The 14,664-nt window shown below is 40.7% G+C and carries 7 protein-coding genes; 3 read left to right on the top strand and 4 right to left on the bottom strand.

The genetic code is table 11. The features are described 5' to 3' along the window. Positions 1 to 498 precede the first annotated feature (498 nt). Positions 499 to 3,579: an Ig-like domain-containing protein gene (locus tag ACHWTJ_RS02575; RefSeq protein ID WP_394679824.1), complete on the bottom strand. Its 3,081-nt coding sequence runs from the start codon at positions 3,577 to 3,579 to the stop codon at positions 499 to 501. A 335-nt stretch (positions 3,580 to 3,914) separates the two neighbouring features. On the opposite strand from ACHWTJ_RS02575, the gene ACHWTJ_RS02570 reads away from it, so the two are divergent. Continuing rightward, positions 3,915 to 4,079 carry a hypothetical protein gene (locus tag ACHWTJ_RS02570; RefSeq protein WP_394679051.1) on the top strand — a complete coding sequence of 55 codons (165 nt, stop codon included), beginning with the start codon at positions 3,915 to 3,917 and terminating at the stop codon, positions 4,077 to 4,079. Positions 4,080 to 5,235: 1,156 nt separating this feature from the next. Here the strand turns inward: ACHWTJ_RS02570 and ACHWTJ_RS02565 are convergent. Beyond that, a protein-coding gene (locus tag ACHWTJ_RS02565; protein WP_394679050.1) for an IS3 family transposase occupies positions 5,236 to 6,797 on the bottom strand; the annotation gives its coding sequence in 2 pieces (ribosomal slippage) (positions 5,236 to 6,158 and positions 6,158 to 6,797; 1,563 coding nt in all). A 302-nt stretch (positions 6,798 to 7,099) separates the two neighbouring features. On the opposite strand from ACHWTJ_RS02565, the gene ACHWTJ_RS02560 reads away from it, so the two are divergent. Both ACHWTJ_RS02560 and ACHWTJ_RS02555 read left to right on the top strand, forming a co-directional pair. After that, the gene (locus tag ACHWTJ_RS02560; protein ID WP_394679049.1) at positions 7,100 to 7,717 is read left to right on the top strand and encodes a transposase; all 618 of its coding nucleotides are present in this window, start codon (positions 7,100 to 7,102) and stop codon (positions 7,715 to 7,717) included. Positions 7,718 to 7,738: 21 nt separating this feature from the next. Continuing rightward, positions 7,739 to 8,662: a transposase gene (locus ACHWTJ_RS02555; RefSeq protein ID WP_394679048.1), complete on the top strand. Its 924-nt coding sequence runs from the start codon at positions 7,739 to 7,741 to the stop codon at positions 8,660 to 8,662. A 207-nt stretch (positions 8,663 to 8,869) separates the two neighbouring features. On the opposite strand, the gene ACHWTJ_RS02550 is transcribed toward ACHWTJ_RS02555, so the two are convergent. Next, positions 8,870 to 12,358, bottom strand: coding sequence for an Ig-like domain-containing protein (locus tag ACHWTJ_RS02550; RefSeq protein ID WP_394679047.1), 3,489 nt, complete (start codon positions 12,356 to 12,358; stop codon positions 8,870 to 8,872). An 819-nt stretch (positions 12,359 to 13,177) separates the two neighbouring features. Next, entirely contained in the window at positions 13,178 to 14,521 is a 1,344-nt protein-coding gene (locus tag ACHWTJ_RS02545) for an Ig-like domain-containing protein (protein ID WP_394679046.1), read from the bottom strand. Positions 14,522 to 14,664: the final 143 nt, after the last annotated feature.

Raw genomic sequence — 14,664 nt, 5'->3', positions numbered from 1 at the left:
TATAAAATATGTTTCTTTTCTTAAATTAAGATACATTATATTACTATTATTTACAATATAATGATCAAATTTCTTTATATTCAAATAATTTATAGTCGCTTATTTTGATATGTATTTAGCTACATCATTTCTTTTCTTCCTACCTCTTTTATATCTAGATTTAAAAGAGTTATCTTAAATGTGAGTTAATCCAAAAACACATTTCCATAAAAAGTTAATCAGAGCCTATAATCAAAGACTTTTTCCTTTAAACTAAAGAAGGTTACATTATTTGGTTTTAAACCGAATTTAATTCCTCAATTTTCTAATTAAAAGGAGCTATTATTCATGAATCGTTTAACGCGTTACCTACCTTCTTTAGCTGTGATTATCTTTAGTATCCTTGTCTTCTTATTACCCTTCCGTTGATTCATTTTTCCCAATGTCAGATACAATAAAAAGCTGTCTCGACATACCGTCGGGACAGCTTTTTATTGTATCTTCACTTTTAAATTACTCTTACTTCACAATTTTTGTGACTGTTTTGTCGGAACGATTTTTCGTAGCATCTTCCGCATAAATGCTGATCGTCTCGCCAGCTTTCCAAGAGCTGATGCATAATACATAATTTCCTTTTGTATCTGCTTGTGTTCGATACGTTTTTTTCTTATAGGTGACGACGACATGTGCTTTCGCTTCTGTCTTTCCAGTAATACGTGTCGATTTTGACGTAATGCGTGAGACCGTTGGGGCTTTCGGTGCGATATCGTCCTTGATCTTCAGCGAGACGATGGACGTTTGTCCGAATGGATCACGTGAATGGATCGTAATCGTCTTCCCGATACGGAGCGCACGATATGCTTTCATCGAAAACTGTTGATCTTGATATAAGACTATCCCAGCTAGGTTCAAATCATTGTCGTCATATGCTTCTACTAAATGATAAGGCTGCGCGATCCCTTTAATCCAACCTGTCTTTGCAGATGCTGTTAGTTTCGTCACCTTCTTATTTTCGTAAGAAGTACGGATCGTCTTTTTCATCGTTGATCGTACCGTGCCATCTGTATTGCGTAACGTTAACTCAACTTGGAACGGTGCCTTCATCTTTGTTGGTAAAGTGAACACGGAACGAGGACGTGTACCTGTCAATTTGATTTCTTTCCCGTTGACCTTAAATGTATAGCGGCTCGGACGAAGATGTGTATCCTGCGTGACGAACCAAACCTTATTCTTTTTCTCATTCCAGTGAATGTCTTGTACCGGATAGTCGAGTGGTTTTTTTTCGATTGTCTTGGTGTCTCCTGCTTCATTTTTGAAGGTAAACGAGATCATATAATCTTCCGGAGCAATCGGACGTTTGAGACGCAGATCCACGATTCCAGATGTATCTGCTGTCGCATCATACGTTTGATTGCCGATACTCGCTTTGACTTTTAAATGTGGCGTTGTTTTGATCCGTATGGTTTTGTCACCATATAGAATTTCCGAAACGACGAGCGACGGGAATGTCGTACTGAGGACCGGCTTCTCGATCCAATCAGAAGTTAAGTTCGCCTTGTTTGTCCCTCGCATCTCAATTTTCGTAATACCATCTTGTTTGAGTGATTTTCCTTCCCAGACATTCGTATAGTAACGATCACTCGTATACCAATTTAACGTCTTTTTAACTGTTTTGATGAGTGTCTGACCTTGATAGTATCGTACTTCTACTGTTTTTAGGATATCGTCCGACTTGTACGAAAATTCACGAATCGTATCACGGATTTTAGGCATCGTAATGGTCGGTGGTGTCTGATCTTCTAGAGGAATCGAATAAGTTAAAGCATCCTGTGTCCCTGGTCGCGTGATATAAATCGTCATCACTCCCGAGTAGTGAACGGCCCATGATTTAGAGTTCGTTGTATAACGGGACTTCAGGACAAACGTACCATCTTTTGCAACCGTTCCTTCGAAGATTTCTGTCCCGTCGTTGACGTGAGACGCATAAGCAATCGGCATTTCGAGTTTGATGGCTGTGCCTGGCTCTCCTGTACCCGTCAGTGTCCGGTCATACGGTCCAAATGGATGTAATGTAATCTCTGTCAATGGCTGTAGTGTTCCCTCAAACGTTGCTTTTCGGACGTTCGTCTCGTCCGTCATCAATGTCATCGTATAACGGTCACCGGGCTTCACACCCTCGATGGAAATCGATCGTGTCTGTTCATAGATTGAACGCTTCAAGAACGTAAAGGACTGAGCATCGAAGCTCCCGTCCGTATGTTCGAGAATGATTTCTCCTTTGACCGTCGGTAAGTCTTTCATCGGATTCGTTAACTCGAGCGTGCTTCCACTTAAGCGCATCGTTGGTCGTAATAAAGGACGCTCATCTTGAATTGTCCACGTTCTTAAAGGATAATCCATCCCATTGAGCGATCGTAAGGAAAGATATACCGTTCCTTTGTATTGCTTCGGTAACGTTGTCGTAAATCGTCCTGTGGCATCTGATGTTAGTGGGAATGACAATCCATCAGCATTGACGTGAAAACGTCGGTTCGGTAAGGTCTTTCCTGAAAGAATTGGATGTTCCGATGAGATCGGACGATCGAGTGTCAAAGGAAAGTCCTGCAGATTTGCAGGCAATTCTACAAGAGTTGATACGGTCTCCTTCTCGCGTTGGAAACTTAATTCATGTAAGGGTTCCGTCATGCCCTGGACATCGCACTCGAAGTAACCAGCAGCATCACTCGTCGCACACATCGTCTCGTCTAGTAAAATTGTCGTATTCGGATAGGTCATCCCTGTGACTTTTTTCTGATCTGATTCAACGATCACATAATACGCGGCGGTGGCACTCGGATGATACGCCGGAAGCGTCGCTGTAGCTTCTACTGAAACCTTCCCTTTACTCACGATACGTAAGGTTTGCTCTTCTTGTAGCGCTTCTAGATTCGATGTATAGTCGAGCGTAAAACGACCCTTCTCATCCGCAAGCGTCGTCCATTCGCCGCCTGCTGCCTCATTCTTAAATGTCAAAATAGCATATGGCCACGCTGTTCCTGTAAATCGTTTCGTTTGAAAGTCGTAAGCATCGACGCTAATCTTGGGAGTCGTCGCTGTGGATAATACGACCGTCTCCCCTTTTATTCCATCGATCGACTTCGCATAGACTCGTAACTCTGTTGCCGTTCCTTTTGGAATCACTAGCTCCTGATTCCCTGTATACAATTTCCCTTCATACACAGCATAGATTGTCGCATCGTACGCCGTCGTTAAATAGAACGATCCATCTTCTGTTTGTCCCACAAAGTTCACTTTCGGGGCAGGACGCATCGCTTCTGTTGTCGGATTCTCAGGTCCGAATGTCATCATGCTCTCTTTATAGCCCCATTGATCCAGTAAGAGGATCGAGACGTTATTCATACCGATTGCTTGCTGAAGCGGTAAGGTGAACCGTCCAGTATCGTCTGCTTGAACAGTATGGATCCGTCCATCGAGATATAAGTAGATCGACTCGTTCGCTTCAGCCGTTCCTTGAAGTACACGATCTTCAATGCGATACGGCGAGAGCATCGGAGACGCTTTGGCCAGCGTTTCATTTGGGAACATGAGGATGACTAGCATCACCCCCAATAAAATTCCCCCTATGTATTGTTTCACTTCATTCGCTCCTTTTTTATGTATGTTGAAATTAATGACTCTAATTGATTTTATTACCATTAAAGGTTTATTTCAATAACATATTAAAAGGATATATTTTTATTTCACTTTAACTGATTTTAGTTTTTATTTTAAGTAAGTCGGGCTTTCAAAAGACAGACTTATTCATACTCTATCAGTGTTTCTAATCAATTCATGCTGTCTCATTTAGAGAAACTCTTAACCGACAAACGTCAAAACCCAGATATGTTATACTTACTGAAATACCTTTAAAAATCCCATATTCAAGGAGTGATCGTATGTCTTCCCAAACAAAAGACTATATCCTTTCCGCCTTGATTGTAGTAATTGCGGAAATCATTATCATTGCTCTTGATTTACCGAAAGGAACGAGTATCGCAGCTATTTTAATCGTTATTATACTATCTATTTTTATGCATAAAATTAAAATCTTAACTGATTAATAAAAGAGATAAGTAGATAGATTCAAGTATTCACATTATATGTAAACTCTCATTTTAATTACGAAATGAGAGTTTTCTGTACGGAATAGTCTTTAAAATACGAGCAAGACATGGATTCTCTTAGGGATTCCAGAATCGTTTTGCAAGCTTTTTAAGTTTTAGGGTAATGAAAGTAAGAATCGTTTGAAGCTTCATTTTTCACTACCCAATAGAAGGTACAGTACATGACTTGCTTTTCTTTCGAGTCTGCGAAAACATATAAGTTTTCGATGCAACGCGCTATTACATCTGTAAGTCTGAAATACTACATTTCGTCTATCGCTTCTTGTCCAAGATGACGAAGAATAAATTTTCTGTGGTCAAAGCTCTTAGTGCGCTTGCGAAAGTAGTGATTTTGTCTGACAAATACAAGGATTAATGCCACACTCTCCATATTTAGCCCCATTTGTCTCCTATAACCGAGTATCTAAGTGTTCTCATAAAGATAACATACATAAAAGAAGTCTTAATTTTTTACTATCCTTTCATTTACCCGTAGCATTTATAAAGCAAGATCGACGAAGACGACGTCGAAAGATCCCATAAATCTTTCTGTGACACTTTAAAGAAGTTAAGGAACAAAGAGACTATCGTAAATATTTCCGAGTTTTAAAACCACTCCAATCAAAATTTGGAATGGATAGAATTGATAAACAGGATCGAAGATTCAATAAATTCAGCTTCGACTTATTAGGCGAAAACACGATAAAAAATGTTCTCAAAGACGTTCATATTCCGAAAGCGACGGACGTAAAAAAATATGGTTCCTTCTCTTATCCAGCACAAGACTTAAAATCAATGTTTAGTCGTATGAGAGGATCACTAAATACATATTGAAGAAGCCATCCTAATTAAAAAGACGTGATTAATGCTAGTTCTAACGGTGTTTTCGCTATATAATTTCTTGACAGCATGACAAATGAAGTCGACATCGAAATTCTCATCGTTTTGTCGGACTAGATTCTCCTGAAGAACTCGTTGTCTCAATGCAACTTTAATCTTTCTTACTCATCGTAAAGAATTTCTTCTTTTCTTACTTAATTTTTAGGTTTTTATACATATAAGAAAAGAGTGAACTGCTCCCCGTCAAGTAGACAGGATAAATAATAAAAATCACTTAAACGGCTTGAGCTCTGTATTCTAATGGAGCCAAGCCGTTTAATCGTTGTTGGTACCGTTCTACATTGTAGAAATGAATATACTTTTGAATCGCAAGCTGGAGTTCGTCGAACTCCGTAAACTTATGTAGATCATAACTTTCGCATTTCAAGGTTCCCCAAAAGGACTCGATCGGACCATTATCAATACATTTACCAACCCGAGACATACTTTGTGTAATGCCTGCCACGCGTGTCATGTGACGGAACGCATGCGACGTATATTGGAACCCTCGATCACTGTGAAGCAAGGGACGGCTTCCCGGTGCGCCCTGAAAGGCGAGTTCGAACGTATCGAACACGAGCTGATTATTGTTAGAGTGTCCTAGAACGAAGGCACGGATGGATCCATCATATAGGTCCAGAATGGCACTCAAATACGCCTTCTGAGAAGCGCCATACTTCAATTCCGTGACATCCGTCACCCATTTTTGATTCGGTCCTGCCGCATTGAAATCACGGTTCAGAATGTTCTCGGCGGTCTGTTGAGGACGATTACGAATGTACAAAGGACGTTTCCGGCGTATGATGCAATGAATACCTGCGACATGCATCAGACGACGGACACGCTTGGCATTAACGTTTCTTCCGAAACGACGTTTTAAGTTCAATGTCATCCGTCGATAGCCATAGATTCCTTTCACCGAAAGGTGAATCTGGTTTATCTCTTCGATGATTTTCATGTTCTCAGTCTCATGTGCTTTCAGTATACCTATACGACGTAACCACTTGTAGTAGGCAGCGCGCGAGATACCCGCTAGATGACATAGAGCGATGATCGGGTAACCGAATTGCTCTACTGATGATTGAATGGCTTCGTATTTATCTTGAAGACGAATTTGACTTAACGTGACCTCCTCTCGATCTCCTCTAACTTTTTTAGGAAGTCGTTCTCCATGCGTAGACGTTCATTTTCTTTCTCCAATCGTTTCAGTTCCAACGCAAAACGCTCTGTATCCGTCAATTCCGCTACCGGCTTCTGACGTCCTCGACGATCCATCAGTGCGTCGAGGACGTCCTTCTCGAACTTCCTTACCCAGCTATAGATTTGTTGATAGGAGACCCGATGGGTCTTCATGATCTTTTGATAGTCTTTCCCATTTTCTATACAGTCCATCACTGCCTGGACACGTTCTTCGAATGTAGTGGCTCTACCTTTAGTCATAGTGAATCGCTCCTTCAATGGTTTCCCTTCTGTACTATGACTAGTATACTTATCAATCCATTTTAGGAGTACACTCATGTTCAAAATATTAAATCGTACCGTAGCACTGGTGACGGATTCCTCTTGATTGAGCACTGCGTGTACAGCTTTCATCTTTAGTGCGTCTGGATAACGTGTCCATTCTGTTCGATTCCGGAGCGCCGAGGAGCCGCCATTACGATATTTTGCCCTCCATCTATTCAACGTTGTGACTGAAAGCTCGAAGAGCGAGGCGATCGATGTTATCGAACCTGTTCCATCCTCGCACATTTTAATGATTCGTAGTTTTTCATCCGGCGAAAACTTAGATTTAGACATAGAAAAGGCTCCCTTCAAAAAGTAGACAGTTTTTGATATTTCAACTGTCTACTTTTTGGGGAGCATATCACAGACGCGTCTCAAGAAAATGATTTTGGACGAACAAAAAAGGGGCTGACTCATAAGTCGCCCTCAGATTAATTAAATGGCCGATGATTCCTGTTCTTCATGGAATCATCGGCCATTTCTATTCAAATTTCATTTATTCGTTATGATTGATCACGTACCTAAGGTACGAATGAAAAAAGTCCTCATTCCTTGTACAATGGAGCTGCGAAACAACCATGAAAGGAATGAGGAACATGCGAGAGCACACCGAAGTAGCCCTCTATCGTCACTATAATACGAACCTTCGTCAGAGCGCAATCGTGCTAGAAGAATATGTGCCTGAAAACCATATCGCACGATTGATCGATATCATAATCGAGGATATGGATGAGCATCTTTTCCTATCACATTGTAAGACGATGGGACGACCTCGTTATCATCCAAAAGTGATGACAAAGATTGTCGTCTACAGTTATGCCGTCGGCATCTATTCTGGACGACGGATGGAACGCCTTCTTCATGAACATCTTCCATTGATGTGGCTCACTGCATTCGAATGTCCTGACGCGAATACGATCAATCGTTTTCGTGTCGGTCCGATGGCTGGGCTTCTCGAGGAGGTCTTCCGCGCTGTGCTTTTTCTTTTGATTGATCGTGGTGAAATAAAGATTGAGGACTATTTTGTCGATGGAACGAAGATTGAGTCTCGGGAGAATCGATATACCTTCACCTGGAAACGAAGCATACACAATTATCAACGTCAGATAGAAGAAAAGTTCGATACATTAATGACGCAGATTTTTGAGGAAGATGACGGACGTATCAATATACCAGAGGCGCTCAATGAAAAACTCGATCTCGGACGTGAATGAATAGGGCAACGTCTCAATGAGGTGCCAAAAGATAAAGAATTAAAGAAAGCTGTCAAAAAGATCGATAGTTGGATTGAGCGACAGGTGCGCTATACCAAACAATTAGCCATCTGTGGTGAGGAACGGAACAGCTTTAGCAAAACAGATCCGGAGGCAACTTTTATGCGGATGAAAGACGATCATATGCGAAACGGCCAACTCAAGCCTGCATACAATATTCAAATGGCTACTGAGAATCAAATCATTCTTTTTTACAGTATTCATCAGCGTCCGACGGACGCTCGTTGTCTCATCCCTCATTTAAAAGAGATGGAAGCGTTTCTGTCGCCGCTCGGACAGCGACCAAGATGTATGATTGCCGATGCAGGATACGGTTCCGAAGAGAATTTCCTTTCCTTATCAGAACTTGGTTATGCGGGTTTAATTAAGTATACCAACTATGAACGCGAGCAAAAGAAACGATACCGTGAGAATGCCTTCGTGACAGAAAGATGGCCATATGATGAAATGAACGACACTCTTACTTGTCCCGCTGGGAAGACTCTTGTTCGCTCGGGAACGCGACAACAACGAACTGCCTCAGGATACATTACCGAGCAACAGCAATATGTGTGCCACGAATGTGCTGATTGCCTCTTCATCAAAGAGTGTCTTCGTCGCCGATCATCAGAAAGATCTTTTGAACATCCACGTAAAATTGTACGTCGTTCATCGAAATGGCTTGATCTAAAACAAAATATGAAAGCAGATCTTGACTCTTCAATCGGTAAGTCCGTCTTCAGCAAGCGAAAAGTCGAAGTCGAGTCGGTGTTTGGATCCATCAAACAGAATTGGAGCTTCCGACGATTTCGACTTGGTGGTCTCGAAGGGGCCAGACTGGAATTTGGGTTGGTAGCCATCGCTCATAATCTCCGAAAATTGGTCAAAAAACCACTTTTAATCTAATGCATCACTTGAATAAAGAAAGAAAAGGGAGGAAGATGATCGGATTTAATCCAATCATCTTCCTCCCTTCGTTCAGTTTAATCAAGAGGCATCCTTACTTTTGAGTCAGCCCCTTTATCTTTAGATACTTTAAATAAAGTCACATATTAATTTAAGTGATCAATATTTAGAGTGCGATGAATTATCAAACATCTCTTTAATAAAAACTTAAGCTTTTAATGCATCTACAGCATCTTTCGCTTTTTTAACTTCAGCTTGTGCTGCAGTTAAAGCTGTTTCCGCTTTTGTAACTTCAGTTTGTGCTGCAGTTACAGCCGCTTCTGCTTTTGTAACTTCAGCTTGTGCTGCAGTTAAAGCTGTTTGTTCATCTGCATTGTCTCCTACAGGAGCAGCATCGAAGTCTGTTTGAGCTTTTTGTTCTGCTGATTTAGCAGCAGTTAAAGCTAATTGAGCATTTTGTTCTGCTGATTTAGCAGCAGTTAATTTATTTTGTGCTAATAGTTCCGCAGCTGTTGCATCAGAAAGGTTTTTTTCCGCAAGAGTTAGCGCTGCAATATTAGAGTAAGCTTGTTTAGCAGTAACTTTCGCAATTGTTCCTGCTACACCTGAAACATTTACACGGACGTTGAATACTGAACCAGCACCAATTTCTTTAACAGCAGCTGTTGTAGTTCCGTTAGATGCAAACGTTACATCTCCAGACACTTTTGTGAATGTTACAGTAGCTTGTTGAGTAACATCAGTTTTAGTAAAAGCAGCAACTTCAGTGTTTTCATTCAATGCAACAGATACTCCATATTGATCAGTAACAACAACATCAGCCAATTGCTCTAGTTCATCAAGATTGAATGCACTAGATTTGTCGAAGGCTGAAACAGTTACTGTATCAACGTCTCCACCTGCGATAAATTCAGCTGCTTTATTGTTTTCAACGAGCTCTACTTTAGTTACTTTAGGAGATTCTTTAGAGAATTTAACTTCTTTAACGAACTCTTCACCAGTACTATTAATTGTAACAGTCACTTTAGCAGTTGCAGTTGAAGCGTCACCGTAATCAACATTTGTTGCATCTGTTGAGTCGATTTCATTATCAGAAAGGTTAACTAAAGTAGTTGACTTTACAGTGTAATCTTTCCCAGCGTCCAATGTTACTTTTTGACCATCTTTAGTAACTGCTTTAACAACGATTTCTTTTGCATATTTGCTATCAATAGATTTGGTTGCTGGAAGATAAATAGTTCCTAGATCAGCTACTTCATAAGAAGAAAACTCAGCATCTGGTACCAAGTTAAACTTAGTATCAAAAGCACTTGTTTTTAATTCAACATCCTCATCCGAGACAAGTGTAAATGTGATATTTTCACTTACTTTTGTAGTAACACCAGCTTTTGCGAGAACTTGAATTGCACTGTCAGTAGTTGTAATCGTTTTATTTCCAAGAGTGATATTAGCATTTTCACCAGCTGTAGCTTTAATTGAATAACCAGCTTTTAATGCATCTGCTAATGCTTCTTTAGACATAACACGACCATATTGGTCTTCGATTTTTAATTTATCATACGTAACATCAAGTGATTTACCAGGACGCAATGATTGAGTTGACAATGTAGTACCTGTAATTACTTTAGGCGCCGCTACCGCTTTAGGGATTACAGTTTGAGTAGCAACTTTGTTAGTCGATGACTGAACTACTACTGTGATTGGAGCATTTTCTTTAACGCTTCCTTTTACAACTTTAACATACAAAGCACCGTCGATTGCGACGATCGTACCATTCCCACTTGTAACTTTAGCACCTTTTACTACATCTGTAGCAACTTTAACGTCAGTGATAGCTTTTCCTTCTTTATCAGTGATACTGATTGGGAAAAGAATTTCTTCGTTTGCTACTACTAAAGCAGAAGGAGCTTGTAAGTTAACAACATCAGAACGCACTGATTCAGACACTTTAACTGAAGATTGTGCTGATTTACCGTTAGATTTAGCAATCAAAGTGACAAATGACTCTCCAACAGTTGCTTTGTTGTCTTTAACACCTTTAACAGGCAAGACTAGAGTATCCACATTGTTGATTTTGATTACTTCAAATGCTCCAAATTCAACTACTGTAGGATTTGCATTATTGAGGAGTACTTCAGAAGTTAATCCATTAAGGCGTTTAGCATCTGTTACAGCATTACCATATTGATCTTTAACAGTTACAGGAAGATAGAAGAGATCTTTTGAAAGATCAGTATCTTCGTTAATTGTTTTACCATCTTTGTTGTAAAGCGCTCCAATTGTTAAGTCAGCGATTTTAGATGAAGCAGAAATAGTAATGGTCTTAGTCACTGATTTTGCAGTAGACGGATGAATTAAAGTAATTACTACTTTATCTCCTTCTTTAAAATCAACATTTCCTGATGGAGTTAATGTGATTTTACCAAGCCCATCAATATCTGCTTTTGCTCCACCAGCACTCTTTTCAAGATTCGTTAATTTTGTAATATCTTCTCCATATTGGTTCACTACTTTGTAACCAACAGTAGCAGTTTTACCAACAGAATCTAAAGGTGCAGTTTCTGAGAGAATTTCGATATTTGAAACTGTTTCATCTTGAGTTACTACTGATCCAGTTAAAGCTGATTGCGTTAAGCCTGATACTGATACTGAGTACTCACCTTTTGTAATTTTGCTTGTAAGTTCGATAGTAGCAGTTTTCTTATCAGCGCTGAAACTGATAGTAGATGAGTTAACTTTAAAGCCATCTTTTTTAACTTCAAACATAGCTTTTGTATCGTCAACAGCCTTGTTAAATGTAACTTTTAAAGATTTAGAAGTTACTGCACTTACGCTCTCAACTTTAGCAGCGTTATCTACTTTGAATTCTTTCGCTGGAGTAACAACATCACCAATTTTGATTGAGTAAGAATGCGTTCCGTCTGGAATCATTTTACCTTCAGCAGTGAACTTACCGCCTTCGAGTTTACCGTCGATTGCTGGAAGTGCTTTGCTTTCGTCTTTACCTGGGAAGATGAGAAGCTGTGCTTTAGCATCTTTCGCTGGGAATTTTACGTCAGCAGAAACTGAAAGGACGTCTTCTTTAACTGAATCCATCACGTTTGTGATTTCAGCAGCTTTGACTTCATAAGCGATTGAACCCTTGATTGAAGAGTTGTTGCCCATGTAGTTATAAGACAATTTCATCAAGCCAGCTTTGTCTGTTTTTTCAGCCGTAAGGTTGAACGATTTAGCAGAACGAGCAACGACTTTACCGTCTTTGTATTTCACGTCGATTGTTGAAGGAAGGTTGAGTTTCTCACCAACTGCGACAGGAGCGAGTTTCGGCTCGATGACGTCAACTGGGTAGTTGTTCAACTTCACTTTGATCGAAGCTTTTTTCGTAGTACCTGAAACAGTACCAGAGATTGTTTGGTATTTACCGATGTATTTAGCGTCGTAAGAGACCTTGCCCCATTTGACTGAACGGTTTTCGTATTTCTTGTTTGAAAGCAATACTTTGACCGTTTTTGGAAGTGACAATTTTTTCACTGCGAATGTGTAACCACCGTAGTGCGAGATTGAAGCTGGGTTTGTAACAGATTTAACTGTGACTTTTGATGCAGCATCCGCCGTAAGGCCTGGTGCTACTGCTGAAGCTGTCACTGCAAGAGCAGCTGCTGCAGCGTATAATTTGTTCGATTTCTTCGTGCCCATGTGTAAAAATCCTCCCTTAATTAAACTACTAGTTGACTTGACGACTTGCCTCCAATAAAAGACAAAAGACAAACTTCAGGATCTCCTTCACCCAGCCTTTTCTCGTCCATACAATGGTAATTGAGTTGCTATTTCTACCAACAAAATTTCAATTGTATTTCAAATCCAAGTCAGATAAAGGAAGAAGTCTTACGTCCTGACGAAAATTGATAATTAGATAAAATAGGTAATATTAGAAACCTAATTTTTCCTTTTCTATCGAATCAGTATGTAATCGTCATTCCATAATTCTTATCGACACCTGATACTCCAATGTTTAACGATTTATCCAAGAAAAATCGTTTTTCATGAATTTGCAGGTTAATCCCACTGTTTACCAGTTGTCTCGACCTACAAGAATAAATATACCGAAAGTGTTTCATTTCAACAACCCTAAATTTGTAACTAAAATGCAATCTAATGGTCTTATTAAAAATTTTTTACATGGTGTCTTATGGAAAATCATTTTCCGGTTACCCTACTGTTAAAAAACACCTTTTTTTCGACAAAAAGTGACACGTTTTCACGACTGGGTGTCGAATGATTTTTTTATCAAAAAAGCTAGACTAACTTCTCTGCTTTTAGTCTGATTTTAAAAAACGCGGAAATGATTCGAAAGTCACGCTCCGATTTTCAATCCAAAAGAGATTAAAAAAATTTATTTTAGATGTTTTTTGATTCTTTCATCGCTTTTCCTCTGATTGTCCCTACTCACAAATTGTGTCGAAATCGTGAAAACGCATTCCTCGTCTGTTAGGAATGCGTTCTTTCTATAGATGATTAGCGCATCACGTATACCTGCTTCGTCGTTTTCCCGTATCGGTTCTCAGAAGAAATCGTAATCGTTGTGCCACGCTGTGCTACTGGGATCGAAATCGTAAAGCGACCCTTTTGATTCGCTTTTTGAGTATACGTCCGCTGATTGATCTTTACTCGTACTGTAGCATTCTTCTCTGTCGTTCCACTGACCTGTCGCGCTCCGGCTTTCACCGGATTGATTTGTAAGACTGGGAACAAGTGACTCGCTGTCATCCGGAAACGATAGTATCCGCTGTAGTACGTACTCCCAATCCGGAAGTAGTAAGTGCCTTTTGGAAGCTCGAGACTGTCCTTCCATCTCCCTGGTGTCTTTTCACTTCCGCTCAGACTCCGGTAATAGAGCGACTTGTTCATCGGATCCGTCCATTCAATCGTCATGGACGGATCGATCATCGTTGAGACGTCGAACGTCACCTGACTCTTTTTCGGCAGCGTCACGCGATAGTAATCGTGATGATCCTGCCACGTCAGCAAACCACTGTAGTCTTGCGCAAACAATAGACGTGTTGCTTCGAGCACTCCGTCATTCGGTTCCTGTTCATTCGTCGTTACCGGTTGCATCGCTGCCTGGACCTGATAACGACCGGTTTGTGTACTCGTCCGTGACAAGGTCAGGAAGTAAGTCCCCGCTTCTACATAAACCGCTCGACGGAATTTTCCCGGCGACTTCTCTTCACTGACAAGATAGCTCGAGAAGACGTTCTCGTTTAAACGGTCCGTTAGACTAATCGTTGCGTTGCCGCGCAGGTATGTATCGATGTCTAGTGACAGTTTGCCGCTTTTTGGGACGTTCAGTTGATAGATATCTTTTTCATCTTGAGCGGACAGCATTCCACGGACCGCTTGCTGAAACGGTAAGACTTGCGCTTCTAACGTACCGTTATTCGGTTCCTGATCATCTGTCGTGATGGTGTCCGCTGTCGCACGAAGCGTATAGGCTGCCGGTCGTTTACTTAAGATGTATTCCGATACAATCAGACGGTAGTTGCCCGGCTCGACGTATTCAGATAGAACAGCTTGTGCCGGTCTGACGCCGTCACTCGTTAAACTCTGATAGAGAACTTGTTTGCTGCGTTCATCCTGTAAGGTCACACGTGTATTTTCACCGAATCCACTGACGTCAACAGTCAGCTTACTCGGACGCGTCACGGTGAGATCATACTTCGCTGACTCGTTGGCTTTTAGTACACCGGACACCGGTTGATCCCATACGAGTGGTCCATCCGCTTCGACAGCGCCACTCAACCAGATGATCAATAGTAAGCTCAGCACACTCGCTCGCCCGATCATACGTATTCCGTTCATCGCTTTCACTCCTCGTTTTTAGGTCATGCCTTCCTCAGTATACGAAACCACCTGATGGAAGATGTTTGTTCTTTTTAGGAGGATGGGAACCGGTTCTTAAAAATCAGCGACAACAAAAAAAGAAAGCCACGCGGGCTTTCTTT

The organism is uncultured Exiguobacterium sp., from assembly GCF_964277885.1.
In the GTDB taxonomy this organism is placed as follows: Bacteria; Bacillota; Bacilli; order Exiguobacteriales; family Exiguobacteriaceae; genus Exiguobacterium_A.
This window is presented reverse-complemented; position numbering and strand designations above follow the sequence as displayed.

Excerpts from the sequence above, each read along its gene's own strand:
- ACHWTJ_RS02575 (WP_394679824.1), bottom strand. The coding sequence starts at position 3,579 with ATGCTAGTCATCCTCATGTTCCCAAATGAAACGCTGGCCAAAGCGTCT.
- ACHWTJ_RS02570 (WP_394679051.1), top strand. The coding sequence starts at position 3,915 with ATGTCTTCCCAAACAAAAGACTATATCCTTTCCGCCTTGATTGTAGTA.
- ACHWTJ_RS02560 (WP_394679049.1), top strand. The coding sequence starts at position 7,100 with ATGCGAGAGCACACCGAAGTAGCCCTCTATCGTCACTATAATACGAAC.
- ACHWTJ_RS02550 (WP_394679047.1), bottom strand. The coding sequence starts at position 12,358 with ATGGGCACGAAGAAATCGAACAAATTATACGCTGCAGCAGCTGCTCTT.
- ACHWTJ_RS02545 (WP_394679046.1), bottom strand. The coding sequence starts at position 14,521 with ATGAACGGAATACGTATGATCGGGCGAGCGAGTGTGCTGAGCTTACTA.